Genomic DNA, 25,362 nt, shown 5'->3' on the forward strand with positions numbered 1-25,362 from the left:
AGCAGGACGCAGTAGCACAGTCGACGATTCAGTGAACAGTTGGAATAACAGTTGTTCACTGAATCCGTAGTCTACTGTCGCCAAACTCGGCGAACAGCTGTTTACTGGATGACATGAGTCACACCGTCGGGGTCCGCGAGGCCCAGAAGCAGCAGACTCGGCAGGCCCTTCTCGACGCGGGCCTGCGCCTGCTGGAGAACCAGAGCCTGAGCAGCCTGGGACTGCGCGCGGTCACGCGCGAAGTGGGCGTCGCACCCGCGGGTTTCTACCGCCACTTCAGGGACATGAGCGATCTCGGAGTGGCCCTGGTCGGCGAGTCGCTGAGCAGCCTGCACGCGATGATCCGGGCGATCATGGCCGAACAGGACGACGCCGAGGAGGTCATCGCCCGGACCGTGCGCCTGATCACGCTCCATGTGCGCGAGCACCGGCCGCACATCCGCTTCATCGCGCGCGAGCGCCACGGCGGCGTCACCGCGGTCCGCGAAGCCATCGCGGCCGAGTTGGAGCAGTTCGCCGAGGAGGTGGCCACCGCCCTTGCCGCACAGTCCATTTCGGCGGGCTGGCGCACCGAGGACGTGCGCATGCTGGCCGAACTCTACGTGGACCGCATGCTGATGACCGCGATCGCCTTCATGGAGGCGCCGGCGGACGATCCCGCGGCCGAGGAGCGCATCGAACGCACCGCCCGCAAGGAGCTCTTCCTCGTCCACCTGGGCCGTCGGCACTGGCTCGCCGCCCAGGAGGACGGCACCGCGCCCCGCGACTGATGGGGCGTTTCGCGATCCGGAATGGTGATTCGCACTTGCGGAGATCGGCCATCTAAGGTGAAGACATGGCCATCGCACTCTTTCGGCGTAATCGTTCGGCACGCAAGGGTACGGAAGCGGCGGTGCTCGCACCGCCGATCGCCAGAGGCGCGGGACTGATCAGCTGCCAAATACTGGACTCCCTCGGCCACCCCATGAACGGGGCCGAGATCGTGGTGACCGAACTGGGCAGCGGACGCGTCCGGGTGAAGGCGACCAGCGACCCCTACGGAACGTTTCTCGCGACGCTGCCGCCCGGGCAGTACACCGTGGTCGTCTCCGCGGACAGCCTGCAGCCCTACCGCGGGACGGTGGAGATAGCCGAGGGGCTGCAATCCCCCATCGGCAAAATCCAGTTGACCCCTTCTCCCGGGCTGGAACTGCCGCCCCCCGGCACCTGGCTCTTCGACCCCCCGCACACGGCGATCCGCTTCATCGCCAAGCACGTCGGCATGGCGCACGTCCACGGCCGCTTCGACCGCTTCGAGGGAGGCATCCGCGTCGCCGAGCGCATGGAGGACTCGCAGATCGAGATCAGCATCGACGCCGCGAGCATCAACACCGGCAACCGGACCCGGGACAACCACCTGCGCTCCGCCGACTTCCTGGACGTCGCCGCCTATCCCTTCATCCACTTCGCCAGCGACCGCTTCCTGCACCGCACCGGCAACAAGTGGACCGTCCAGGGCCATCTGACGATGCACGGCACCAGCCGCTCGGTCTCCCTGGACACCAACTACCTGGGCCTGGCGACCGGCGGCTACGGCGAGGAACTGCGCTGCGCAGCCCTCGCCACCGCCGAACTGCACCGTGAGGACTACACCCTCAACTGGCAGAACATGCTGGCGCGGGGCATCGCGGTGGTCGGCCCGACCATCAAGCTGGAGCTCGACATCCAGGCCATGTTCTCCGCGCACGACACCCCGACGCCTCCGGAGTAGCCGGGACCGGGCCTCAGAAGGCGCTGTCGGCCGCAGGCGTGATGACCGCGAACACCGCGCCCTGCGGGTCGACGATCTGGGCGAAGCGGCCGACACCTGGCATGTCCATCGCGGGCACGCGCAGGGTGCCGCCCGCCGCCACGGCCTTGGCCACGGTCGCGTCGACGTCGGCCGCCGTGAAGTACGGCAGCCAGTGCGAGGTCGCGCCCGCACCGAGCTGCGCCTCCTCCAGCAGCCCGACGCCGCCGTGGCCCGCGTTGTCGTCGCCGGCGCCCGGTGAGACGACCACGTACGTGAATCCGGGGTTGCTCATGTCGTCGGTCTTCCAGCCGAGGACGGTGCGGTAGAAGTCGAGCGCCGCGGGCACGTCCGTGGTGTACAGCTCCGTCCAGTACAGGCTGCCGGGCTCGTTGACGAGGTCGATGCCCTGGTTCGCCCCGGGCTGCCAGACGCAGAAGTTCGCACCGGCGGGGTCGGCGAAGACCGCCATGCGGCCCTTGTCGAAGACGTCCATGGCCGGGTGGCGGACCGTGCCGCCCGCCTGCTCCACCACCTTGGCCGTGGCCTCGGCGTCCTGGGTGTGGAAGAACGGCTCCCAGGCCGCGGAGCCGGCGCTCGGGTCGCCCGGGCCGATCCCGGCGACGGTCTTGCCGCCGATCTTGAACATGCCGTAGCCGCCCGCGTCCGGTCCGGCCGAGACGTACTCCCAGCCGAACACCTCGCCGTAGTACGCGGCGGCGGCCTTGCTGTCCGGCGCTCCGAGGTCGAGCCAGTTGGGCGCGCCGGGGAGGAAGTCTGTGCTGAGCATGGGGTGCTCCTTCGACGGAGGGTGTTTCCCTGGTCACGCACAGTCTTGCAGCGGCCACTGACAACGCCCCCGACCAGCGGGGGAACCGTCGGCGGGCGTCCGGCTCTCGCCGCCCGCCGGGCCGTCAGGTCTGCGGCGGCTGGCTGGTGATGACGGCGAACGCCGCACCCGCCGGATCCGCCAGGTGCGCGAAGCGGCCGACGCCCTCGGCGTGCTGCGGGGCCACGACCACGGCGCCGCCGAGCCGGTCCGCCGTGCGGACCACCGCGTCGCAGTCGGTGACCTCGAAGTACGGCAGCCAGCGCGGGACGACGCCCGCCGCCCCCATCTCGTCGGTGATCCGCACGACGGCACCGAGGGTCGTGCTTCCGTCGGAGGTGGACAGCACCGTGTAGCCGGTGTCGCCGAAGGGCACTTCCTGCGCCTGCCAGTCCAGGACGGAACCGTAGAAATCGATCGCCGCGGCGGGATCGGGCACGAACAGCTCCGCCCAGCACAGGCTGCCGGGTTCGGTGACCAGGTCAAGGCCCCGGGTGTCGCGCGGCTGCCAGACGGAGAACTCCGCCCCGCCCGGATCGGTGAAGCCCGCCGTCCGCCCGTTGGTGAACACGTCGAAGGGCCCGAAGCGGACCGTGCCGCCCGCCTGCTCCACGGCCTTGGCGGTGGCGTCTGCGTCGTCGGCCTGGAAGTACAGCGTCCAGGCCGACGGCGCGCCTTCGTCGGCCGACGGACCGAGGGCGGCCACGGTCCTCCCGTCCAGCTGGAAGAACCCGTAGCCGCCCGCTTCCGGCCCCAGGGGCCGCACATCCCAGTCGAAGAGCCCGGTGTAGAACGCGGCGGACGCGCCGGGATGGCGGCATCCGAGCTCGAGCCAGCTCGGGGCCCCCTGGGCGTAATGAGTCGAGAGCATGACGGGCTCCTTCGTTACGGCGTGCTGCCCCGTGCCGTCCCCCCAGGTTCCGCCCTCAGTCTGGCACCGCCGTCCGGCTCTCGCCGGACGGCGTCACTTGGCCTTGGTGAACGCGTCGTACGCCTTCAGCACGTCGTCGGTCGGACCGTCCATGCGCAGCGTGCCGTGCTCCAGCCAGATGGCTCGATCGCAGGTGTCCCGGATCGATTTGTTGTTGTGGCTGACGAGAAAAACCGTTCCGGCTTCCTGGCGCAGCGAGCGGATGCGCGCCTCGGACCGCTTGCGGAAGCTGTTGTCACCGGTGGCCAGCGCCTCGTCGATCATCAGCACGTCGTGGCTCTTGGCCGCAGCGATGGAGAACCGCAGACGGGCCGCCATGCCCGACGAGTACGTCCGCATCGGGAGGGAGATGAAGTCGCCCTTCTCGTTGATGCCGGAGAACTCGACGATCTCCTCGTACCGCTGCCTGACCTCCTCCTGAGTCATGCCCATGGCCAGGCCGCCGAGCATCACGTTGCGCTCGCCGGTCAGGTCGTTCATCAGCGCCGCGTTGACGCCGAGCAGCGACGGCTGGCCCTGTGTGTAGACCTTGCCGCTCTCCGCGGGCAGGAGGCCGGCCACGGCCTTCAGGAGGGTGGACTTGCCCGAGCCGTTGGAGCCGATCAGCCCGATGGACTCGCCGCGGTACGCGGTGAAGCTGACACCGCGCACGGCGTGCACCTCACGCACGTTCGGGTTGGCCTTGCGCCGCACCACGCGCGACAGCGCGTTCACGGCGGAACCGCGCGCGGCGCCGGCGCCGTGCACCCGGTACACGATGTGCAGGTCGTCCACGATCACGGTGGGAATGCGCTCATCAGCCACGGCCGTACTGCTCCTCTGCCTTCCAGAAGTACACGAAACCACCGACACCCATCACGACGGCCCAGCCCAGCGCGATCGCCCACACATGCGGCGGCAACTGGTCCGCGGTGAAGCTGTCGATCAGCGCGAAGCGCATCAGGTCGATGTAAACAGCGGTCGGGTTCATCTCCAGGGCGAGCCGGACGAGGTGGGGAGCGTGCTCCGTGAAGCGACTGATGCTGTACATGACACCGGAGGTGTACATCCACGTGCGCAGGACGAAGGGCATCAGTTGCGCCAGGTCGGTCATCTTGCTGCCGAGCCGCGCCAGCACCATCGCGAGCCCCGCGTTGAAGAGGAACTGCAGCAGCAGCGCGGGAACCACGAGCACCCATGACAGGCGCGGGACCTCGCCGGTCATCAGCACGATCGCGACCAGGACCAGCATCGACATCAGCAACTGCTGCAGCTGCATGATTGTCTGCGCGATCGGAAGGCTGGCCCGGGGGAAGTGCAGCGCGCGCACCAAGCCGAGGTTGCCCGCGACCGCACGGACGCCCGCCATCACCGATGAGGAGGTGAAGTTGTAAACGAAGACGCCGGTCACCAGGAACGCGATGTAGTTGTCGATACCGCGGTCGACCTTCAGCAGCAGGCCGAAGATCAGGAAGTAGACGGCCACGTTGAGCAGCGGCGTCAGCACCTGCCACAGCTGGCCCAGCCGGGCACGCGTGTACTGCGCCTGCACGCGGGCCGTGGCGTACGAGGTGATGAAGTGACGGCGCCCCCACAGCTGCCGGACGTACAGGACCAGGCCGGGCCTGGCTCCGCTCACCGAGAGGCCGTACTTGGCCGCCAGTTCGCCGGGGGGAAGCGTCAGCGTGCCTGGCGGCGCGGTGGCCGCGGAGGAGGACTCGATGTCAAGGCTCACGGGGGCAGCGCTTTCTTCGAGGGGTTCGAGGAAGGAGGTGCGAAGTGGGGGTTTACACTCAAGCGGAACGACACCGTACCGTCGTAACCGAGACGTTAGACCACGCGAGCGCTGGAACGCAACCGTTCCGTCGCGACGTCGCGTAGGCTGCCGCACATGGCATCGGACACCGCCCCCTCCCGTCGCGCCCCCGCCGGGGCCGCAGTGCTCCGTGACGACGTCACGGAGGCCATCCGTGCCGCGGTGTTCGAGGAACTGGCGGCGGTCGGCTACGGCCGCATGTCCATCGAGGGCATCGCCCGTCGCGCCGGAGTGGGAAAGGCAGCCGTCTACCGCCGCTGGCGGTCCAAGCTGCCGCTCGTCCTCGACGTCGTCTCCGCGGTCGCCGCGCTCGGCGTCCCCGCCCCCGCCACGGGCTCCCTCCTGGGCGACATCCGCGTGCTGCTGGAGGTCACCGCACGGGCGCTGCGGCACCCCGTCGCCTCCCAGATCGTCCCCGACCTGCTCGCGGAGGCCTCCCGCAACCCCGAGATCGCCGCTGCCCTCCAGGCCGCGCTCAGGGACACCCAGCGGGGCATCGCCTCCGGCATCATCGACAGCGCGATCACCCGTGGCGAGCTGGCGCAGGGCACCGACACGGAACTCGCCCTGGACCTCATCGCAGGTCCTCTTTACTGGCGCCTCGCCGTCCTTCGCGCGCCGCTCTCACCCCGCTACCTGGACCGCCTCTCCGCCGCCACGGCGGCGGCTCTCGCCGCGACGGCGGGCTGACCGGCCGACCCCACGCCACCGCGCGATGTGATCATACGCACACTTGTTCAGCCGCGGGGGATGGCGAAGTCGTCGAGGCGCGCCTCGTCGGGTACGAGGGCGGACCAGGGTGCGGGAGAGGTGAGGACCGCGACAGCGGAGGTGGGGAACTTGTCGGCGGCGCGGTACAGGGCCTCCGAGGCGGCGCCACCCGCGAGGCGGAGGGTGAGGTCCTGGACGCCGGGGTTGTGGCCGACGAGCAGGATGGTACGGACGCTGTCCGGCGTCTCGCGCAGGACGTCGAGCATGGCGCGGGCAGTGGCGGCATAGAGCCGTTCGTCGTACGCGACCGGGGGTTCCGCGCGGGTGGCGAGGGCGTCGGCGGCGAGTTCCCACGTCTCCCGGGTGCGCACGGCGGTGGAGCAGACCACGAGGTCCGGGATGTGCTTGTTCTCGCGGAGCCAGCGCCCGGCGGCGGGCGCGTCACGGCGGCCTCGGGCTCCGAGCGGACGGTCGTGGTCGGGGACGTCCGGGGGCCAGGCGGACTTGGCGTGCCGGAGCAGGATGAGGTGCCTGGTCACGGCCGCACCCCGCCGACGTCGCGGGTGAGTTCCAGGCCCAGGACGCGATCCACGTGCGCGAAGGTCTCGAACCGCGACCCGGGCGGCAGTTCCGCCTGCGCCCCGACGAAGTCGAGGGCGTCGAGTGCGGCCGGGGTGTCGAGGTCGCGGGAGAGCGCCGCCCGTATGCGCTCGACGTGCTGCGCGCACAGCGGTTTCGAGGGCTCCTCGGCCCACAGGGCGACTGCCCTGCGCCAGCGGGCGAGCCGGGCGGCGGCCGCGTCGAGCATCGGTGGCGCGAGTTCCAGGGGCACACGGCGGTCCCGGCCCAGCAGTGCCAGCCGCAGGGCTGTCCCCGCGGACATCCGCCCCGTGACGGGCCCGACATCCATGCGCACGCCTTCCCCCTCGTCGCCGGGGTCCTCCGTGTCGCCCGCGGTCACGACCCGCACCGCCATCCGGCCCGCCAGTCCCTCCTGGGCCTCGGACACGCTCGCCGCCCGGATCGCCGCCGGGGCGGCCCCGAGAGCGCCGCTGAGGCCTTCGGCCTCAGCCCTGTATGCCGGGTCGACCACGGCGAGCAGCACTTGCCCTCCCGTGATCTCGACCGTGCGGGTGAGCACGTCGGCCGTCACGATCACCCGCGCGGCCTGCGGACCACCCCCGGGGGGCAGGCAGGCCACGACTCTCAGCGGTGCCCGGCGTCCCGGTTCCAGCTCCACCGTCCCGCCCGTCCGACCGTCCTCGATGCGCAGCACGCCTCCGAATCTACGCCGTACGCATGCGAGTGCGCTTCGCTTGCTGTCCGGGTTTTTTCCCCGCCCGCCCTCCCGGGTGCCCTGTGAAGTCAGTAACCCCGGCGCCCGTCGTGTGGGGGTCGGGTTCGGGGCCTCCGGGGCTGGCCATTCTGGACAGCACATTTAGGTGCCTCAGGCGCCTGCGTTGATCACCCCGGGTCATGCACCCAAATATGCTCCAGTGTCCAGAACACCCACCCCTACGACCCCGCCCCCTCCGTTGTGTTCGCGCCTGATCCCCGGTGGGGGGTAGAGGCGGCGCCGTGCCTGGGGCACCCGTTGACGCAGCGCCAACCCGCGGGAACCCCTCAAGAGACCGGACTGCGTCCACTCCGCGACAACCGCAGCCAGCACAGCGGGGCCGCCAACTGCGCCGGGCCACAGCATCCATCGCAGCGTCGGCAAGATCGACCACCACCACCCGCCACACCGCAGCTCAGCGCCTCTGGGTGATCATTCCCCCAACCCGACTGCGCTGCACCGACGATGACACGAGCCACAACCGCTCAATGCGCCCCCACCGGCGGGTCACGGCCAGCCGCGAGGCCGCATCCAGGCAACCGCGACCACCCCCACCCCCATCGGGCGTCCGTCGCCGCACACACGGCGGAAGGGGACACCGCGCAACCCCATGGGCTCACAGCCGGCTGCACGCCCCGACCGCCACCGCGAGGCCGCATCCAGGCAACCGCGACCACCCCCACCCCCATCGGGCGTCCGTCGCCGCACACACGACAGGAGGGGGCACCAGGCAACCCCATGGGCTCACGACCGGCTGCGGGGCCGCGTCCAGGCAACCGCGGCCACCCTGGACCGCCTCCACACCCCCCACCGGGGATCAGGCGCGAACACAACGGAGGGGGCGGGGTCGTAGGGGTGGGCGTTCTGGACACTGGAGCATATTTGGGTGCACAACCCGGAGTACGCAGCACAAAGCACCCGAAGCACCTAAATGTGCTGTCCAGAATGGCCAGCCCCGGAGGCCCCGAACCCGGCACCCACGTAAACCGGCGCCGGGGTCACTGACTTCACTGGGCTGGGGGCACCCCCGGCCGAAGGTTGGGGGAGGGCGGGCGGGGAAAAACGGGAAACCGCCCGGCACGACGGGCCCGGCGCGGAGATCGCGCCGTGCACCGGCCCTGAGCGGGACCTACAGTTGCGCGTATCGGACATAACGGACTGCGTAGCCGAGAGGAGCCGTCGGTGCGTGAGATCCTCCCGGCGCTGAGCCGCTGGTACGCCTCGGGGACCCCCTTCGGTCTGGCGACGGTCGTCGACGTCAGCCGCAGCGCGCCCCGCGGTCCGGGCGCGGCCATGGCCGTCGGGCCGGGCGACGAGGTCGTGGGCAGCGTGTCCGGCGGATGCGTGGAGGGCGCCGTCTTCGAACTCGCCAAAGAGGTCGTGGAGTCCGGCGAGGCCCGGACGCAGACCTTCGGCTACAGCGACGCGGACGCCTTCGAGGTCGGGCTGACCTGCGGCGGCGAGCTCACCCTGCTCGTCCGGCCGGTGTGCCCCGCCACCGACCCGGCCTTCGGCGCGGTGGCCGCGTCCGTGGCGGCCCATCGGCCGGTGGTGACCGCGACCGTGCTCGACGGCCCCGCCCCGCGCGGCGCCGCGCTCGCCGTGTGGCCCGACGAGGTCGCCGGCACCCTGGGTACCGAGGGCCTGGACGCGGCGGTCACCGACGACGCCCGCGGCGGGCTGGCCCAGGGCGTCACCGGCCTGCGGCACTACGGCCCGCGCGGCGAGCGGCGCGAGGACGCCGTCGGCGTATTCCTGCAATCGTTCGCCCCGCCGCCGCGCATGCTCGTCTTCGGCGCGATCGACTTCGCCGCCGCGGTGGCGCGGATGGGGCTGTTCCTCGGCTACCGCGTGACGGTGTGCGACGCGCGGAAGGTCTTCGCGACGCCCCGGCGGTTCCCGGAGGGCGTGGAGGTCGTCGTCGACTGGCCGCACCGCTATCTGGCCGGCACCGGGACCGACGACCGGACGGTCATCTGCGTCCTGACCCACGACCCCAAGTTCGACGTGCCGCTGCTGGAGGAGGCGCTGACGCGCCCCGCCGCGTACATCGGCGTCATGGGCAGCCGCCGCACCCACGAGGACCGCCTGAAGCGCCTGCGCGACACCTCGGTCTCCCCGGCGGCGCTCGCCCGCCTGCGCTCCCCGATCGGACTGGACCTCGGCGCTCGCACGCCCGAGGAGGTCGCGGTGTCCGTCGCCGCCGAGATCGTCGCCCTCCGCTGGGGCGGCACCGGTATGCCGCTGTCGGTCACCCCGGGAGCCATCCACCCGCAGGTGCTCAGCCGCGTGACGGCGTCCGGCTGACGGGATACGCCGCCACGCCTCACCCGTTCGGGCCGGCCGGCAGACTGCTCCAGCACGCCGTGTGATGGACTGACTGCACGGCGTGCCGGCGGGTCTGCCCGGAGCCTCACTTCGGGGGTGCCCGCCACCCCCACCTCTGCTGTGCCGGCCGCTTCCCGATCCCCACCAGCCCTGGATGACGCATGGGCGGAAGCGAGGCGTGGCGATGAGCGCTGTCCCCCTCTCGGCCCGAATACCGGGACGCAGGCTCCGCGGTGCCGTGGCCCTGCTGAGCTCCTGCGGGCTGCTGCTCACCGCGTGCACGGCCACCACCGGGCTGCTTCGGACGCCCGCCCACGCTCCCGCCGACGGCACGGCCGCCGCCACAGGCGTTCCCCCGGATCTGGCCCGCTACTACCGGCAGAAGCTCGACTGGACGACCTGCGCGGACCGGCCGTCCTTCCAGTGCGCGACCCTCAGGGCCCCGCTGGACTACGCCCACCCCAAGGCGGGCGACATCCGGCTCTTCGCCACCCGGCTCAAGGCCGGCGGGGCCGGAGCGCGGCGGCTCGGCTCCATGCTCGTCAACCCCGGTGGCCCCGGCGGCCGCGCCGTCGAATTCCTTTGGGACGCGACGGGGTTGTTCACCCCGGAGGTACGCAAGGCCTACGACCTGGTCGCTGTCGATCCGCGCGGGGTGGGCCTGAGCACGCCGTTGGACTGCGACGTCACCACGCCGGTGACGCTTCCGCCCGAAGCGAGCGCCATCGACCACGCGCAAGCGAGTATCCGCTGGCTGGAAACGTACTCCGCACGGGTCGCCGACCAATGTCTGCGACACGCGGGCACGTTGCTGCCGCACATCGGCACCCTGGACGCGGCCCGCGACCTGGACCTGGCGCGCGCATTGGTCGACGAGGAGAAGCTGAACTTCCTCGGATTCTCGTACGGCACCTATCTGGGGGCCACCTACGCCGGGCTCTTCCCGTCCCGCGTGGGCCGCATGCTGCTCGACGGCGCGGTGAACCCGGCGCAGTCCGCGTCCCGCGACTTCCTGGCACAAGCACGTGGGTACCAGGTCGCGTGGGAGGCCTTCGCCGCCCATTGCGCGAAGCTCAGCGGCTGCCCCGTCGGCCACTCCGTCGAGGAAGCCGACCGCACCCTGAAGGTGCTGCGGGACGCCCTGAACGAGACCCCGCTCCACCAGGGCAAGGACATCTCCGTCACCGGCGACGGCCTCATCGACCAGGTCATCACGACGCTGATGCAGCCCAACTGGGACGTGCTGCAGCAGATGCTGAGGGAGATCCTGGCAGGGGAGACCACGACCTATCAGCGGGTCGCTGGCGCGGAGCAGGCGGCGTCTGCCGATCCCGTCGGCAACCAGGCGAACCGGGCGATCCGGTGCCTCAGCTCTGCGCTGGGACCGCGGTTCACCGTTCAGCAGGCCATGGCGGCGCTCCCGGAGTACCAGCGCGCCTCGGCTCTCTTCGGCGACCGGTTCGCGTACCAACTGCAAATGTGCAGCCACTGGCCGGTGCGGTCCGACCAGCCGGTGGGCCCCATCACCGCCCCGGGCGCCCCGCCGATCCTGGTCGTCGGCACGACCCGTGACCCGGCCACGCCCCTTGCCGGCGCTCAGGCGCTGGCCCGCCAGTTGTCCTCGGGCCGGCTGTTGACCTGGGACGGCGACGGGCACACCGCCTACGCGCGGGCGGACAGCAGTATGTGTGTCGACGACGCGGTGGACGCCTTCCTGATGAGCGGCCGGCTTCCCCGGGTGGGCACGGTCTGCACCTGACGGCAGCAGGAGAACGCCCCTGCCCCGGCGGCCATGCGGCTGGGGCAGGGGCATTCCCCCCTGGCACCGCCGCGACGACGGGTCACATGTTGATCATGTGGCCCGCAAGGCCGTGCAGCGCCTCCTGGACCGCCTCGCCGAGGGTGGGGTGCCCGTGGACGTTGCGGGCCAGCTCCGCCGCCGTCAGGTCCCATTTCTGGGCGAGCGTCAACTCCGGCAGGAGTTCGGTGACTTCGGGGCCGACGAGGTGGCCGCCCAGGAGTTCGCCGTGGGCGGCGTCGGCGATGAGCTTGACGAAGCCGCCCGAGTCGCCGAGGCCGTGTGCCTTGGCGTTGGCGGAGAACGGGAACTTGGCGACGCGGACGTCGAAACCGCGTTCGCGGGCCTGGGCCTCGGTCCACCCGAAACTGGCGATCTGCGGCTGACAGAAGGTCACCCGCGGGATCATCACGTAGTCCAGCGGCATGGTCTCCGCGTCGCCGATGGTCTCGGCGGCGACGATGCCCATCGCCTCGGCGGCGTGCGCGAGCATCAGCTTGGCGGTGACGTCGCCGATGGCGAAGATGTGCGGCACGTTCGTACGGCAGTGGTCGTCGATGTCGATGGCGCCGCGCTCGGTCAGCCGGACCCCGGTCTGCTCCAGGCCGTAGCCCGAGACGCGCGGCTGGAAGCCGATGGCCTGGAGCACCTTGTCGGCCTGGAGGGTCTGCCGCTGGCCGCCCGTGGTGACCATGACCTTGACATGGTCACCGGAGTCGTTGATCGCCTCGACCCGCGTGGAGGTCAGCACGTCGATGCCCATCCGCTTGTAGCGGCGGGCCAGTTCGGCCGAGACCTCCTCGTCCTCCAGCGGCACCACGCGGTCCAGGAACTCCACGAGGGTGACCTTGACCCCGAAGTTGTGCAGGACGTAGGCGAATTCGACGCCGATGGCACCCGCCCCCGCGATCAGGACGCTCTGCGGGAGCGTGTCCGACATGATCTGCTCCTCGTAGGTCACGACCCGCTCGCTGAGCGACGTACCGGGCAGCAGCCGGGTGGTGGCCCCGGCGGCGATGATGCAGTGGTCGAAGGTGACGGTCTGCGAGCCGCCCTCGTTGAGGGCCACCTGGAGGGTGTGGTCGTCGGTGAAGGTGCCGCGCCCGTCGATCTTGGTGATGTCGTTCTTCTTCATCAGGTAGTGGACGCCCTTGACCCGGCCGTCCGCCACCTTGCGGCTGCGCGCGAAGGCCTCGCCGTAGTCGAAGGTGACCTCGCCGTTCACCCGGATGCCGAAGGTCTTGGCCTCCTGGGTGAAGATGTGGGCCAGCTCGGCGTTGCGCAGCAGCGCCTTGGACGGGATGCAGCCGACGTTGAGGCACACGCCGCCCCAGTACCGCTCCTCGACGACCGCGGTCCGCAGTCCCAGCTGGGCGGCCCTGATGGCCGCGACGTACCCACCGGGGCCCGCGCCCAGGACGACGACGTCGAAGTGTGTGCTGGTCATGCGGCGACCCCTGTCTGGACCACTGGCGGATGCTCGTGCAGGCCGGACTTCCCCGGGTGCAACGATCACCTGCCCGGTCCCCCCGCGCAACACGTGCGTGGTGTCCGGCCGGTCACACAGGCCACACTCGGCCACGGCCGCCGGGGGACGTGGCGGCGCATCCGCCGTGCCGCGCGCTCGCGCGCGAGGTGAGTCCAGCACGGCGTCGCGGGGACGCGGGCCGGGACATCCGGTGGCGGAAGCCGGGAGCGCGCACGGACCGGGAGCAGGCGCGCGCCCCGCCGTGTCGCGCCGGCGAGGGTGCCCGATGGTGCGCACCCGGGCGCGCCATCGGATCGCTCGTGCCAGGAAGCGGTCGGGCTTGTGCGGTCGTGACGACAGGGACCTACGTCCCGCCCGCAAAGGACTTCAGGACGGACCAAAGTCCGAGGTCAGCGGCGGTTTCGCCCCCTACGGTGGATGGCTGACCACGCATGCGGCGCATGCGTCCGAACGGCACCAGGAGGTACCCCCGTGGCACTGACGACTCGCGCGAACCGGACGCTCGGCGTTGCGGCGGTGACGATCGCCGGAGCCGCGGTGATGGCCTGCGGCACCCAGCACATGTCCCAGACGGCGGCTGCCGCACCCGCCACGGCCACGCCCACCGCGGCCGCCACCTCGCACGCGGCCGCGACCTCCCCTGCGGCCCCGTCGGTCCCCCACTCCCCCGCCGCGCCCTCGCCCGTGCACGCCCCGGCCACCGCGGCGCCCGCCCCCACCGGCGGCGCCCCCACCGCCACAGCCCCGGCCAAGCCCACGCACCACCGCGCCGCCGCCCCGGCGCACCGGACGCACACGACGCCCGCACCGGCACGGTCCGCCACGCCGCCGGCCCCGCACCGCACGGCGCAGGACACCCACGGCACCCCGGCCCACGCGCCGGCCGCCGGCCGCGTCGACCAGTCCATCCAGCACGGCGCGGAGGGCGGCGGGAAGTCCGTCGCGCTGACCTTCGACGACGGCCCGGACTCGACGTGGACCCCGAAGGTCCTCCAGATACTCGCGGCGCACCACGCCAAGGCCACCTTCTGTGAGATAGGTCCCAACGCCACGGCGCACCCGGACCTGGTCAAGAAGATCAGCGCGGCCGGCCACCGGCTCTGCGACCACTCCGTCCACCACGACGAGGCCCAGAGCGGAAAGTCCGCCGCGTACAACCGCCACGAGATCGTCGACGCGCAGCAGGAGATCGCCCGCGCCGCCGGCCCCGGCGACCGGGTCTGGTACTACCGCGCCCCGGGCGGCGACTTCTCGCCCTCGATCCGCGCGATAGCCGCCGGCCACGGCCTGCGCCCGCTGGGCTGGACCGTCGACTCCGAGGACTGGCGCCGGCCCGGTGTCGACTCCATCCTCAAGAACGTGAACACCGAGCTCAGGCCCGGCGGAATCATTCTGATGCACGACGGCGGCGGCGACCGGTCGCAGACCGTCCAGGCCCTCGAAACCCTGCTCGACCGCCTCGACGCGGCCGGCTACTCCTATACCTTCCCCGGGCGCTGAATCGCGCGGGCGGCGCGCGCGTCGCACCATGAGCACATGGCTACCGGGAGCGCCATCGACGCCGAAACCGTGGTCAACATGCGGGATCTCGGCGGGATCCCACTGGCCGGCGCGGGCCCGGGACGGGCGGTGCGCCCCGGGGTGGTGCTGCGCTCCGGCCCACTCGACCGCTACGACGCCGGTGCCGACCCCGACGTCGCCGGCCTCGGCATCCGTACGGTGGTCGACCTGCGCACCCACGAGGAGCGGGCCGGCGCCCCCGACGTCCTCCCTGAGGGCGCGCGGCTGTTCGTCGCCGACGTACTCGGCGACAGCCCCGACCTGCCGGCCGCACGGCTGCCGGCCCTGCTCGACGACCCCGCGGGAGCGCATCGGGAGCTCGGCGGGTGCCGGGCCGAGGAGCTGATGACCCGGGCGTACGAGCGGATGGTGCGGTCACCGCGGGCGTGCTCCGCGTACTGCGCCCTGCTGGAGACCGCGGCGGACCCCGCGGCGCGTCCGGTGCTCTTCCACTGCACGGCGGGCAAGGACCGCACCGGGTGGGCGAGCGCGGTCCTGCTGACGCTGCTGGGCGCGGATCCCGCTGTGGTGGAGCGCGAGTTCCTGTCCGTCAATCCCGCGGTGCGCGAGGCCTTCCGCCCCCGGCTGCGGCGTTTCGTGGCGGCCGGCGGCGACCCGGAGATCGCGGAGGCCGTCGTCGAGGCGCGCCCGCGCTATCTGGAGGCAGCGCTGCGCGCGGTGAGCGAGAGCTGGGGCGATGTGACCGGCTATGTGCGCAACGGCCTGCGACTGCCCGATGCCGCCGAGCAACGACTCCGGGAGGGACTGGTCGCCCCCGGCTCCCGAGCGTGACGAAATTCCGCGCACACGGGCTGCGCGGGCGCCCCGGAGACGGTGTAATGACGACGTGGTCAGCGACGGCGCGAGGGGACGCAGAGTTCGGATGCTGTCGGCCGAGCTCGCGCTCAAGACGCTCCGATCCGATCTGGAGCACTCAGGACGCCTGAGATCCGTCATCGAACAGGCACTGGTCTTCACCGGCGCGACGCTGGTCGCCGTCTACCTTCCCGCCGAGGGCGGCGCGGAGTTGCGCCTGGCCGACTCGGCGGGCGTACCGCGCACGCTGTACGGCCTGCGGGACGGCTATCCGGCGGACGGGCCCTCGCCCGTGGCCACCGCGGTGCGGCGGCGCCGGCCGGTCAGCGCCACCTCGGGCACCGCGGACACCTCCGGCACCGCAGCCGCGGGTGAACCGCCGGACGCCGCGGCCCCGTTCGACGCGCCGCTGATCGCACTGCCGGTGCAGGCCGAGGGGAACGGCGTGGGCTGCCTGGTCGCCGTCACCGACGACCCGGCGGGCTTCGACGCCGAGGACCGGCAGTGCCTGCAGGTGTACGCCGCGGCCGTCGCCTGCCCCCGGCAGGAGCCGGTGCATCCCGGGGAGTCCGGGCCGTCGGAGCTGTCGGGTCCGTCGGCGGCGCAGGCCGGCCGTCGGCCCCGCGGCTTCAACCTCGCCATGGACACCGGGCGGATCCAGGTGGACGACGAGGTGCTGGCGCTGTTCGGCCTGACGCCGGCGGAGTTCGACGGGCGGGTGGACACGCTGCTGGCACTGACCGTGCCGGAGGACCTGCCGACGGTCATGTCCGTCGTCGAACCCGGCCACATGGCGACCGGTGAACGCGAGTTGGAGTTCCGTGTCCGCCGGCCCTCGGGCGAACTGCGCTGGCTGCGGCTGCGCGGGCACGTGGTGTTCGCACCGGACGGCCGTCCCGCGCGGCTGGTGGGGACCGTCGGCGACACCTCCCGGCTGCGCGCCGGCGTCAACGACGTGGGCCGGATCCAGCAACTGGCGACCGACCTGTCGAACGCCTCGACGGTCCAGGAGGTCAGCCAGGTCGTGGCCACGGCCCTGCGCGGGCCGCTCAACGCCGACCGGATCGCGCTGGCCGAGGTGGAGACCGACCGGCTGATCGTGACCGTGCTCGACCCGGCGGACCAGAGCGCCTGGCCCGACGTGTGGCGCAGCGAGTGGCGCACCGAGTGGCCGGACGCACCGACCCGCTCGATGCCGACGCTGGCGACCGCGCTGCGCGAGGGCAGGATCGCCTTCTGCCCGCCGGGGACGCCGCTGGAACCCGCGCTGGCCGGGGTGGGCACCGGGGGGCTGGCCGTACTGCCGCTGCCCGCCGCGGGGCGGGTGGTCGGGTGCTGTCTGATCGGCTGGGACTCCCCGCACGAATTCGCCCCGGACGAACGGGCCGTGCTGACCGCCGCGGCCGGTCTGGCGGGCCAGGCGCTGGTCCGGGTGCGAGCCTTCGACGCCGAGCACGAACTCGTCGCCACCCTCCAGCGCACCCTGCTCCCCCGACGCCTGCCCGAACTGCCCGGCGGTATCGCCGTCGCCCGCTATCTGCCGACCACCGGTGGCCTGGAGGTCGGCGGCGACTGGTACGACGTGATCCACCTTCAGGACCACCACGTCGCGCTGGTCATCGGCGACGTGCAGGGGCACAACGCGGGCGCGGCGACGCTCATGGGCCAGATGCGCACGGCGGTTCGCGCGTACGCGGTGGAGGGGCACCCTCCCGACGTCGTCATCTCGCACGCCAACCGGCTGCTCATGGGCATGGAGACCGATCTGTTCGCCACGTGCTGCTATGTGTCCATCGACATGGAGGAGGGCAGCGGCTGGTGCGTCCGCGCCGGGCACCTGCCCCCGGTCCTGCGGCTGCCCGACGGCGGGACGGAGACGGTGGAGGGCGACGGCGGGCCGCCGCTCGGTGTCATCGCGCACGCCGACTTCCCGCTGATCCCGCTGCGCCTGCGCCCGGGCACCGTCCTGGCGCTGACCACGGACGGGCTGGTGGAGTCCGCCGACCTCCACTACGACGACGGCATGGCGCGCCTGGCGGAGACGCTCTCCGACACCGACCCGGGCCACCTGGGGCTGATGGCCGACGCGCTGCTGGACGGCGCCACCCGCGGGGACGACATCGCCCTGCTGCTCATGCGCTACGACGGCATGGCGGTCAAGCCCGTCCGCGAGAGCTGGACGGTGTGGCGGCTGCCCGACGCCGTCTCGCACGCCCGGCGTTTCACCGGACGGACCTTGCGTTCGTGGGGGCTGCCCCGGGACGAGGTGGACACCGCGCTCCTGGTCGTCTCCGAACTCGTCACCAACGCCCTGGTCCACACCGACGGTCAGGTGCGGCTCGACCTCACCCTCATCGGCGACCGCCTGCGCATCGCGGTCAGCGACTCCTCTCCCCGTACCCCCGTCAAGCCCGCCATCGTCAGCTGGCAGGACACCGGGGGCCGCGGCATCCTCCTCGTCGAGGCGGTATCCGCGACGTGGGGCACGGTGCCGCTCAGCGGCGGCAAGCAGGTGTGGAGCGAGCTGACGGTGCCACCGCGGCCCGTCTGACCGCGCCTGATCGCGGGTGACCGCCAACCGAGCCCATTGCTGAGGCAGTTGAACCAGGACCGCTTCAAAACCGTGACCTGCAGCACCTCTTCCCGACATGCCGACCAGTCGGTATCGTGCGGCCACCCCGGAGCGCCCCGGGACGTACCGGCCCTGCCCGCTTGGAGACCACGTGATGACGTACTTCGGCGACACCCGGCACCACCCGTCCGCACCCCGTCACGCCGTGCCCGTCTGAACCGGCCGCGCACCGTGGGCCGTTGTGGTCCGCGGCCACCGGCGACGCCTGGACCCGACCGAATCCGATTCTGATTCTGGTACCGGCGGGAAGCGCCGGGCCCGTCCCCCTGTCCCTCTTCTCCCGCCCCGCCGAACTCCCCTAGGAAGGGTGACTGGTGGAAAGCCTCCTGCGGATCGACGACCTCGGAGTCTCCTTCGGTGGTCTGTCCGCGCTCGACGCGGTGTCCCTGTCGGTCCGGCCCGGCGAAGTGCTCGGCGTGATCGGGCCCAACGGCGCCGGCAAGACCACCTTGTTCAACGCCGTGTGCGGTTTCGTACGCCCCGCCACCGGCACCCTGCACTGGCAGGACCGCCCGGTGCCCTGGCCGCGCCCGCACCAGCTGGCCCAACTCGGCATCGCCCGCACGCTCCAGGGGCTGGGGCTGTTCCCCCGGCTGACCGTGCTGGAGAACGTGATGGTGGGCGCCACCCGGCACGCCCGGGCGGGCTTCGCCTCGGCGCTGCTCGGGCTGCCCCGCTCCGACCGCGACGAGCGCCTGCTGCGGCACCGCTCCCTGGCGGTGCTGCGCGAACTCGGAGCGGAGGACGTCGCGGGCCGCCTGCCCGGCGAACTCCCCTACGGCGTGCAGAAACAGGTGGCGCTGGCCCGCGCGCTGGCCGGGGAGCCACGTCTGCTGCTGCTCGACGAACCGGCCTCCGGGCTGTCCGAGGCCGAGATGCGCCGGCTCGGCCAGGTGATCGGCGGCCTGCGGGAGCGGATGGCGGTCGTCATCGTCGAGCACCACATGGACCTGGTGATGAGCGTCAGCGACCGGGTCCTGGTCCTGGATTTCGGCCGGGCCATCGCCCAGGGCACACCCGACGAGGTACGGGACGACCCCCTGGTCACCGAGGCCTACCTCGGCGACGAGGTCACGGAGCCTGCCGGGGACGCGGGCACCGGCGCGCGAGAGGAGTCCTCCCGTGCTTGAGATCGACGGCCTCACCGTCCGCTACGGCATGGTCCGGGCCCTGGACGAGGTCTCGCTGACGGTGGACCAGGGCTCCATCACCGCCGTCCTCGGTGCCAACGGCGCCGGGAAGACCACCCTGCTGCGCGCCGTCCACGGGCTGGTCCGCCCGCGCGCCGGACGGATCGTGCTGGACGGCTCCGACATCACCCGGCTTCCGGTCGAGGACGCCGTACGCCGCGGACTGGCCCACGTGCCCGAGGGCCGCGGGGTGATCACCGAGCTGAGCGTCCACGACAACCTGCGTCTGGGCGGCCTCTGGCGCGGCCGTACCGAGCGCCGGGCCCGGCTCGGCGAAGGGCTGGACGAGGTGTACGACCTCTTCCCCGCGCTGGCCGAACGCCGGGCCCGGCCCGCCGAGACGCTCTCCGGCGGCGAACGGCAGATGCTCGCCATCGGGCGCGCCCTGATCACCCGGCCGCGACTGCTGCTGCTCGACGAGCCGTCGCTCGGTCTCGCGCCCCGGGTCACCGCACAGATCCTCGCCGTCCTGCGGGAGTTGCGGGACCGGCAGGGTCTGACCGTGCTGCTCGTGGAGCAGAACGCGCGCAGCGCGCTGTCCGTCGCGGACCACGGTGTCGTGCTGAACATGGGACGGGTCGTCGCCGCCGACGCGGCCGCCCGTCTCGCCACCGCGGACGACCTCCGTCACGCCTATCTGGGGTTCTGAATGTATTTCATCAATCTGACACTCGGCGGGGTGAGCAGCGGCATCGTCTACGCGGCGGTCGCGCTCTCCCTGGTGCTGATCTGGCGGGCGACGCGGATCGTCAACTTCGCCCAGGGCGGCATGCTGATGATCACGACCTTCGTGGCGCTCGGCGTCATCCATGCGACGGGTTCCTACTGGGCCGGGCTGCTGGCGGCCCTGGCCTCGGGCTTCCTGCTGGGCGCGGTGGTGGAACGGCTGCTGGTGCGGCCGGTGGAGAACGCCCCGCCGATGAACGCGGTCATCGTCACCCTCGGCCTGCTGTTGTTCCTCCAGGCCTTCGCCGGGATGGTGTGGGGCGGCTCGCCGCGCTCCTTCCCGCCGCTGCTGGGCATCCAGGGGTTCGGCATCGGCGGCGCGCGACTGCTGCTGTCACCGTCGGACCTCTTCACCATCGGCGCCGTACTGGTCGTCATGGGGCTGCTGGTGGTCCTGTTCCGTGCCACGCCGGTGGGGCTGCGAATGCGTGCCGCGGCCTTCGCCCCCGAGGTGGCGCGGATGTTCGGTGTGCGCGTCGGGCGGGTGCTGACGCTGGGCTGGGCGCTGGCCGGCGCGGTCGGCGCGCTCGCCGGTGTGCTGATCGCGCCGACGACCTTCGTCGGGCCCAACCAGTTCGACGCGGTGCTGGTCTTCGGCTTCGCCGCGGCGGTCGTGGGTGGACTGGACAGCCCACCGGGCGCGGTGGTCGGCGGGCTGGTGGTCGGGCTGACGCTGAGTTACGTCTCGGGCTACCTGGGGTCGGAAGTGGCCCTGCTGGGCGCCCTGGTGGTGCTGATGGCGGTGCTCATGGTGCGGCCCAACGGGCTGTTCTCGCGTACCTCCGTGCGACGGGTTTGAGGGGCCATGGCTGAGACGACCGAGACGAACGACACCACGACACCCCCTGCCTCCGTGTCCTCCGCCACCGGGCCGCCTGCGTGGCTGCGCCCGGCGATGGACCGGACCCTTGTGCGGCATCTGCTGACCGGTGCGGTGGCGCTGCTGGCGCTGTGCGCCGTCGCCGCCGCCCTGCCGCCGTTCCAGAACCTCCAGCTCGCCAGTGTCGCGACGTATGTGTGCGCGGTCGCCGGGCTGACGGTGCTGACCGGTCTCAACGGCCAGATCTCGCTGGGCCACGGTGCCCTGATGGCGGTCGGCGCCTACGGCACAGGGCTGTTCCTCACCAACCTCGCCTGGCCGCTGCCCGTGGCCCTGGCGGCAGGGACGGCGCTCACCGCCGCGGTCGGTGCCCTCGTCGGCACGGCGGCGGCCCGTCTACAGGGCCCATACCTGGCGGGCGCGACGCTCACCCTGGCGGTCGGCCTGCCCGCGCTGGCCAACTACCGCCATCTGTCGGATCTGCTCGGCGGCGAGAACGGCCTGGTGGTCGCCACTCCCCCGCCGCCTGCCGCGCTCGGCCCGTACTTCCCGCTGGAGCGCTGGCAGGCGTGGATCTGCCTGCTGTGCGCGGTGGTCGTCCTCGTCCTCCTCGCGGACCTCGGCCGCAGCCGGGTGGGCCGCTCGTGGCGGGCGATCCGGGACGACGAGGACGCCGCGGCGCTCGCCGGCATCCACGTGGGCCGGCTTCGGGTGCTCGCCTTCGTCGTCAGCGCGGCCTGCGCGGGCCTGGGCGGCGGCCTGCTCGCGGTGGTCAGCTCGCTCGCGGCGCCGGGGGCGTTCCCGCTGGCGCTGTCGCTGTCACTGCTGACGGGGGCGGTGCTCGGCGGGCTGGGCAGCCTCGCGGGCGCCGTCTACGGGTCGATCGTGCTCGTCCTGCTCCCCACCTGGACCGGGGACGTCGCGGACGCGCTGCACCTGTCGCGGGGCTTCTACGCGAACCTGCCGCTCGCCCTGTTCGGCCTGGTCCTCGTCCTGTCGATGCTCGTCTTCCCGCAGGGCATCCAGGGCGCCCTGGTCCGGCTCGCCCGGCGGCTGCGAGCGGCGCGCCGCGCGCCGTCCTGACCGCCCCCCCTTACGGCACGACCCCGCACATCCGTTCATCACCCACCGAATCCGGTTCGGTTCCAGGAGGGGCCATGAGAAGAAGTCTCCGCACCACGCTCCGCGCACGCCTGCACCTGCGCGCCACGGCCGCGCTCGCCGTCCTCGCCCTCGCCCTCACGGCGTGCGGTGGCGACTCGGGCGGCGGCTCGGCGCCCGGCGTCACCAAGGACAGCATCGTCATCGGCAGCCACCAGCCGCTCACCGGCCCGGCGGCGCCGGGCTACAGCAACGTCTCGCAGGGGGCGAAGGCGTACTTCGACTACGTCAACGACCACGGCGGGGTCAACGGCCGCAAGATCGACTTCCGGTACCGGGACGACGCGTACAACCCGACCGAGACGGTGAAGATCACCAAGGAACTCGTCCTGCAGGACAAGATCTTCGCCATGCTCGGCGGACTGGGCACCCCGACGCACACCAAGGTGGTGGATTTCCTCAACGCCCAGCGCGTGCCCGACCTGTTCGTCTCCTCCGGCTGCCGCTGCTGGGACGACCCGAAGAAGCACCCGCAGACCTTCGGCTGGCAGCCCGACTACGTCGTCGAGGGCAAGATCCTCGGCCAGTACATCAAGGAGCACTTCGCGGGCAAGAAGGTCGCGTACTTCTACCAGGGCGACGACTTCGGCAAGGACGGCGTCGCCGGCCTCGACCAGTTCATCCCGGCCGAGCAGGTCGTCAGCCGGCAGAGCTACCAGCCCGGTGGCACCGACGTCAGCCCGCAGGTCGCAGCCATCGCCGGCGCGAAGGCGGACGTCGTCGTGCTGTTCACCATCCCCAGCTACACGGCGCTGTTCAAGCTCACCTCGGTCAAGCTCCGCTACAACCCGCAGCTCGTGGTGACCAACGTCGGCTCCGACCCGACCACGCTGAGCGGCCTGCTGGACGCGTACGTGAAGAAGGCGGGCGGCACCGCCGACGTCGCCGCGCTGATGGACGGCATCATCACCGACACCTACATGCCGGGGACCACCGACACCTCCAACAGCTGGATCAAGCTCTTCCGTTCGATCCACGACAAGTACATCGCCAAGACGCCCTTCGACGGAAACGTGGAGTTCGGGATGTCCATGGCCTACACCTTTGTGCAGGCCCTGAAGGGCGCGGGGAAGGACCCCACACGCGCGTCGCTGGTCAAGGCCGTGGAGAAGGGCGGCTTCTCCGGTCCGGGCCTGGTGCCGTTCCGCTTCAGCGCCGACTCGCACGCCGGGTACACAGGGGTGCAGATCGGCACGCTGAAGGGATCGGAGATCAGCTTGGAGGGAACGCCGCTGGTCACCGACAGCGGGACCGGCCCGATCACGGCGTACACCACCGCACAGCCCGAGGCGCCCGCGGACGGGATTCCGGCATCCTGACCGACGGGACCGATCGGACCGAAGGGTAGTGTTCTGCCCCAACAGGCGGTGACGGACGAAAGGTCCCGGGATGGGCGACGCACAGGGCGACGAGCCGCACATCGGCGATTCCCCTGACGCCCCGGCCGCGGGCCCGGGGTCCGGGCCCGCGGCCGCACCCGCGACCGCGCCGGCCCGGACTCCCAGCCGCGCCGAGACCACCCGCCAGGCCCTGCTCAAGGCCGCGCGGGAGGTCTTCGGCGAGGCCGGCTACACCGCCGCCGGCATAGCCGAGGTGGTGCGCCGCGCCGACGCCAGCGTGGGCGGCCTGTACCACCACTTCGACGGCAAGGCCGACCTCTTCCTGGCGCTGTGGGAGGACTTCCGCGCCGCGCAGGCCCACGCCGCCGCGCAGGCCGTCGCCCGTCGCCGCGCGGCCGGTGAGAGCCACCCCCGCGCGCTCTTCCTCACCGGCACCCGCGCCTACCTCGAACACACCTGGGCCCGGCGCGAGATGGCCAAGCTGTTCTACACCGGCGACACCCCGCCGGGCTTCGACGTGATGGGCCGCAGGAACCTGCGCACCTGGATCCACCACAACGCGACCCTGCTCGGCACCAGCCGGGAGGAGCCGGGCGACCGCACGCTGCTCATCGCCCTGACCACGACCATCGCGGAGATCGGCCGCGAACTGGTGGCCTGCGACGACACGTGCGATGCTGCCGCCCTCACCGACAGCGCCATCGAACTCATCGACGGGCTCTGCGACTTCGCCCCGGGAGGGGCGCGCCAACCGGCCCGGCAGCCTCAGACGCGCTGACCCGGCGTCTGCGTCGTGTCGCGCTGGCGCGGCAGGGCGACCTCCTCCGCCCCCTTGCCGTCCTCCCCGCCGCTGTCCTGACGCAGCATCACCGTGCGCGTGGGGTAGGAGATCTCGATGCCCTCCTCCTGGTAGCGGCGGTGCAGGCGCTTGAGGAACTCGTGCTTGATCCGGTACTGCTCGCCGTACTCCGAGGTCCGCAGGATGACGGAGAAGTCGATACGGGACTCGCCGAAGGTGTGGAAGCGCACCGCGGACTCGTGGGCGGGCACACCGCCCTCGACACCGGCCATCACCTCGTCTGCGACCTCGACCGTCACCCGCTCCACGTGCTCCAGGTCGTTGCCGTAGCCGACGCCCGCCTGCACGATGAGCGACATCTGCTGCTCGGGCTGGTGGTAGTTGGTGGCGATCGCCCCGGCCAGCTTGGCGTTGGGGATGATCACCAGGTTGTCGGAGAGCTGGCGCACCACGGTGTTGCGCCAGTTGATGTCGACGACATAGCCCTCCTCGGCGCTGCTCAGCCGGATGTAGTCACCGGGCTGCACGGTCTTGGAGGCGAGGATGTGCACTCCGGCGAAGAGGTTGGCGAGGGTGTCCTGGAGCGCGAGGGCGACCGCGAGACCGCCGACGCCCAGGGCCGTTATCAGCGGCGCCACGGAGATGCCGAGCGTCTGGAGCAGTACCAGGCCGCCCATGCCCAGCACCGCGACGCGGGTGATGTTGACGAAGATCGTCGCCGAGGCCGCCACGCCGGACCGCGACAGCGCGACCGCCCGCACCGTCTCGGCCACCATGCGGGCCGCGGCGATCGAGGCGGCGAGGATCAGCAGGGCGACCAGGACCTGGTTGACCGTGCGGTCCACCGTGTGCTGGAGCGGGAGCGCGGCGGCGGCCGCCCATGCGCCGGCCGCCAGGACCGACCACGGCACCACCGTACGCAGCGCGGTGACGACGATGTCGTCGCCGTCCCACCGTGTCCGGGTGGCCCGTTCCCCGAGCCAGCGCAGTGCCAGCCGCAGCGCGAGCGCCGCCACCGCGCCCGCACCGGCCCAGGCACCGGCGACTATCAGGTCGTGCATCGTCAGCGCGCGGATCACCGGCCCGCTCCCGCCGTGCGTACGGATCCACCCGCGGGAGGGGGGGCGTGCTGTGTCGTCACTTGTCGCCTTATCGTTCTGGGGACGCCGAAGAACCGCTCCGGACATCCCTCGTCCGGAGGCGATCTTCACCATCCTGCCGCAGTCGTCACGGTGCGCGCATGTCGCGCACCGGACAACGGGGAGCATCGCGCCATGGGTTGGGCGGCGCCCCGCGCGCCGGGACGGCGCACAAGGGCGGCCGGTCCCGCCCC

General features: G+C 71.9%; 22 protein-coding genes. 14 read left to right on the plus strand and 8 right to left on the minus strand.

What is annotated here, in order from left to right:
• Positions 1 to 113: 113 nt before the first annotated feature.
• A complete protein-coding gene (locus RV983_RS06805; protein WP_475984876.1) occupies positions 114 to 770 on the plus strand; it encodes a TetR family transcriptional regulator in 657 nt (218 codons plus the stop codon).
• A gap of 65 nt (positions 771 to 835) precedes the next feature.
• A complete protein-coding gene (locus RV983_RS06810; RefSeq protein ID WP_475984877.1) occupies positions 836 to 1,750 on the plus strand; it encodes a YceI family protein in 915 nt (304 codons plus the stop codon).
• A 13-nt stretch (positions 1,751 to 1,763) separates the two neighbouring features.
• Here RV983_RS06810 and RV983_RS06815 read toward each other — a convergent pair whose 3' ends face one another.
• The 4 genes from RV983_RS06815 to RV983_RS06830 all read right to left on the minus strand — a co-directional run bounded on the left by RV983_RS06815 (position 1,764) and on the right by RV983_RS06830 (position 5,242).
• Positions 1,764 to 2,558: a VOC family protein gene (locus tag RV983_RS06815; RefSeq protein ID WP_475984878.1), complete on the minus strand. Its 795-nt coding sequence runs from the start codon at positions 2,556 to 2,558 to the stop codon at positions 1,764 to 1,766.
• A gap of 124 nt (positions 2,559 to 2,682) precedes the next feature.
• Positions 2,683 to 3,468, minus strand: coding sequence for a VOC family protein (locus RV983_RS06820; protein WP_475984879.1), 786 nt, complete (start codon positions 3,466 to 3,468; stop codon positions 2,683 to 2,685).
• Between the two features lie 93 nt (positions 3,469 to 3,561).
• Positions 3,562 to 4,332: an ABC transporter ATP-binding protein gene (locus RV983_RS06825; RefSeq protein ID WP_475984880.1), complete on the minus strand. Its 771-nt coding sequence runs from the start codon at positions 4,330 to 4,332 to the stop codon at positions 3,562 to 3,564.
• Positions 4,325 to 5,242 (minus strand): ABC transporter permease, encoded by a 918-nt coding sequence (locus RV983_RS06830; protein WP_475984881.1) that lies wholly within the window; start codon positions 5,240 to 5,242, stop codon positions 4,325 to 4,327. Before RV983_RS06830 ends, RV983_RS06825 begins: the two co-directional genes overlap by 8 nt.
• Before the next feature lie 156 nt (positions 5,243 to 5,398).
• On the opposite strand from RV983_RS06830, the gene RV983_RS06835 reads away from it, so the two are divergent.
• Positions 5,399 to 6,013, plus strand: coding sequence for a TetR/AcrR family transcriptional regulator (locus RV983_RS06835; protein WP_475984882.1), 615 nt, complete (start codon positions 5,399 to 5,401; stop codon positions 6,011 to 6,013).
• A 47-nt stretch (positions 6,014 to 6,060) separates the two neighbouring features.
• Here the strand turns inward: RV983_RS06835 and RV983_RS06840 are convergent, their stop codons facing one another.
• Entirely contained in the window at positions 6,061 to 6,573 is a 513-nt protein-coding gene (locus tag RV983_RS06840; protein WP_475984883.1) for a SixA phosphatase family protein, read from the minus strand.
• Positions 6,570 to 7,310, minus strand: a complete 741-nt coding sequence (locus tag RV983_RS06845) for a hypothetical protein (RefSeq protein ID WP_475984884.1) — start codon at positions 7,308 to 7,310, stop codon at positions 6,570 to 6,572. Before RV983_RS06845 ends, RV983_RS06840 begins: the two co-directional genes overlap by 4 nt.
• Positions 7,311 to 8,552: 1,242 nt before the next feature.
• Between RV983_RS06845 and RV983_RS06850 the strand changes: the two genes are divergently transcribed.
• Complete coding sequence (locus tag RV983_RS06850) at positions 8,553 to 9,677, plus strand: XdhC family protein (protein WP_475984885.1); 1,125 nt, start codon at positions 8,553 to 8,555, stop codon at positions 9,675 to 9,677.
• 205 nt (positions 9,678 to 9,882) lie between these two features.
• Positions 9,883 to 11,457, plus strand: coding sequence for an alpha/beta hydrolase (locus RV983_RS06855; protein ID WP_475984886.1), 1,575 nt, complete (start codon positions 9,883 to 9,885; stop codon positions 11,455 to 11,457).
• An 82-nt stretch (positions 11,458 to 11,539) separates the two neighbouring features.
• Here RV983_RS06855 and lpdA read toward each other — a convergent pair whose 3' ends face one another.
• A complete protein-coding gene (lpdA, locus tag RV983_RS06860; RefSeq protein ID WP_475984887.1) occupies positions 11,540 to 12,943 on the minus strand; it encodes a dihydrolipoyl dehydrogenase in 1,404 nt (467 codons plus the stop codon).
• A gap of 513 nt (positions 12,944 to 13,456) precedes the next feature.
• Here lpdA and RV983_RS06865 point away from each other — a divergent pair.
• The 9 genes from RV983_RS06865 (at position 13,457) to RV983_RS06905 (ending at position 24,008) form a co-directional block, all read left to right on the plus strand.
• Positions 13,457 to 14,485, plus strand: a complete 1,029-nt coding sequence (locus RV983_RS06865) for a polysaccharide deacetylase family protein (RefSeq protein WP_475984888.1) — start codon at positions 13,457 to 13,459, stop codon at positions 14,483 to 14,485.
• A gap of 36 nt (positions 14,486 to 14,521) precedes the next feature.
• The gene (locus RV983_RS06870) at positions 14,522 to 15,337 is read left to right on the plus strand and encodes a tyrosine-protein phosphatase (protein WP_475984889.1); all 816 of its coding nucleotides are present in this window, start codon (positions 14,522 to 14,524) and stop codon (positions 15,335 to 15,337) included.
• Between the two features lie 55 nt (positions 15,338 to 15,392).
• Positions 15,393 to 17,912, plus strand: a complete 2,520-nt coding sequence (locus RV983_RS06875; protein ID WP_475984890.1) for a SpoIIE family protein phosphatase — start codon at positions 15,393 to 15,395, stop codon at positions 17,910 to 17,912.
• 395 nt (positions 17,913 to 18,307) lie between these two features.
• Positions 18,308 to 19,123, plus strand: coding sequence for an ABC transporter ATP-binding protein (locus tag RV983_RS06880; RefSeq protein ID WP_475984891.1), 816 nt, complete (start codon positions 18,308 to 18,310; stop codon positions 19,121 to 19,123).
• Entirely contained in the window at positions 19,116 to 19,832 is a 717-nt protein-coding gene (locus tag RV983_RS06885) for an ABC transporter ATP-binding protein (RefSeq protein WP_475984892.1), read from the plus strand. The genes RV983_RS06880 and RV983_RS06885 overlap by 8 nt, the downstream gene beginning before the upstream one ends.
• A gap of 30 nt (positions 19,833 to 19,862) precedes the next feature.
• Positions 19,863 to 20,708, plus strand: a complete 846-nt coding sequence (locus RV983_RS06890; protein ID WP_475984893.1) for a branched-chain amino acid ABC transporter permease — start codon at positions 19,863 to 19,865, stop codon at positions 20,706 to 20,708.
• A 6-nt stretch (positions 20,709 to 20,714) separates the two neighbouring features.
• Positions 20,715 to 21,812, plus strand: coding sequence for a branched-chain amino acid ABC transporter permease (locus tag RV983_RS06895; protein ID WP_475984894.1), 1,098 nt, complete (start codon positions 20,715 to 20,717; stop codon positions 21,810 to 21,812).
• A gap of 74 nt (positions 21,813 to 21,886) precedes the next feature.
• A complete protein-coding gene (locus RV983_RS06900; RefSeq protein ID WP_475984895.1) occupies positions 21,887 to 23,209 on the plus strand; it encodes an ABC transporter substrate-binding protein in 1,323 nt (440 codons plus the stop codon).
• 70 nt (positions 23,210 to 23,279) lie between these two features.
• Positions 23,280 to 24,008 (plus strand): TetR/AcrR family transcriptional regulator, encoded by a 729-nt coding sequence (locus RV983_RS06905; protein WP_475984896.1) that lies wholly within the window; start codon positions 23,280 to 23,282, stop codon positions 24,006 to 24,008.
• Here RV983_RS06905 and RV983_RS06910 read toward each other — a convergent pair.
• On the minus strand, positions 23,996 to 25,108 hold the full coding sequence (locus tag RV983_RS06910; RefSeq protein WP_475984897.1) for a mechanosensitive ion channel family protein: 1,113 nt from the start codon (positions 25,106 to 25,108) through the stop codon (positions 23,996 to 23,998). The two genes, RV983_RS06905 and RV983_RS06910, sit on opposite strands and share 13 nt — an antisense overlap.
• Between the last annotated feature and the right edge of the window lie 254 nt (positions 25,109 to 25,362).

The sequence above is a fragment of the Streptomyces sp. RLA123 genome (assembly GCF_056270165.1).

Bases quoted from the DNA above. Each gene is read 5' to 3' on its own strand.
- RV983_RS06805 (WP_475984876.1), top strand. From the start codon at position 114: ATGAGTCACACCGTCGGGGTCCGCGAGGCCCAGAAGCAGCAGACTCGG.
- RV983_RS06810 (WP_475984877.1), top strand. From the start codon at position 836: ATGGCCATCGCACTCTTTCGGCGTAATCGTTCGGCACGCAAGGGTACG.
- RV983_RS06815 (WP_475984878.1), bottom strand. From the start codon at position 2,558: ATGCTCAGCACAGACTTCCTCCCCGGCGCGCCCAACTGGCTCGACCTC.
- RV983_RS06820 (WP_475984879.1), bottom strand. From the start codon at position 3,468: ATGCTCTCGACTCATTACGCCCAGGGGGCCCCGAGCTGGCTCGAGCTC.
- RV983_RS06835 (WP_475984882.1), top strand. From the start codon at position 5,399: ATGGCATCGGACACCGCCCCCTCCCGTCGCGCCCCCGCCGGGGCCGCA.
- RV983_RS06855 (WP_475984886.1), top strand. From the start codon at position 9,883: ATGAGCGCTGTCCCCCTCTCGGCCCGAATACCGGGACGCAGGCTCCGC.
- lpdA (WP_475984887.1), bottom strand. From the start codon at position 12,943: ATGACCAGCACACACTTCGACGTCGTCGTCCTGGGCGCGGGCCCCGGT.
- RV983_RS06870 (WP_475984889.1), top strand. From the start codon at position 14,522: ATGGCTACCGGGAGCGCCATCGACGCCGAAACCGTGGTCAACATGCGG.
- RV983_RS06895 (WP_475984894.1), top strand. From the start codon at position 20,715: ATGGCTGAGACGACCGAGACGAACGACACCACGACACCCCCTGCCTCC.
- RV983_RS06900 (WP_475984895.1), top strand. From the start codon at position 21,887: ATGAGAAGAAGTCTCCGCACCACGCTCCGCGCACGCCTGCACCTGCGC.
- RV983_RS06905 (WP_475984896.1), top strand. From the start codon at position 23,280: ATGGGCGACGCACAGGGCGACGAGCCGCACATCGGCGATTCCCCTGAC.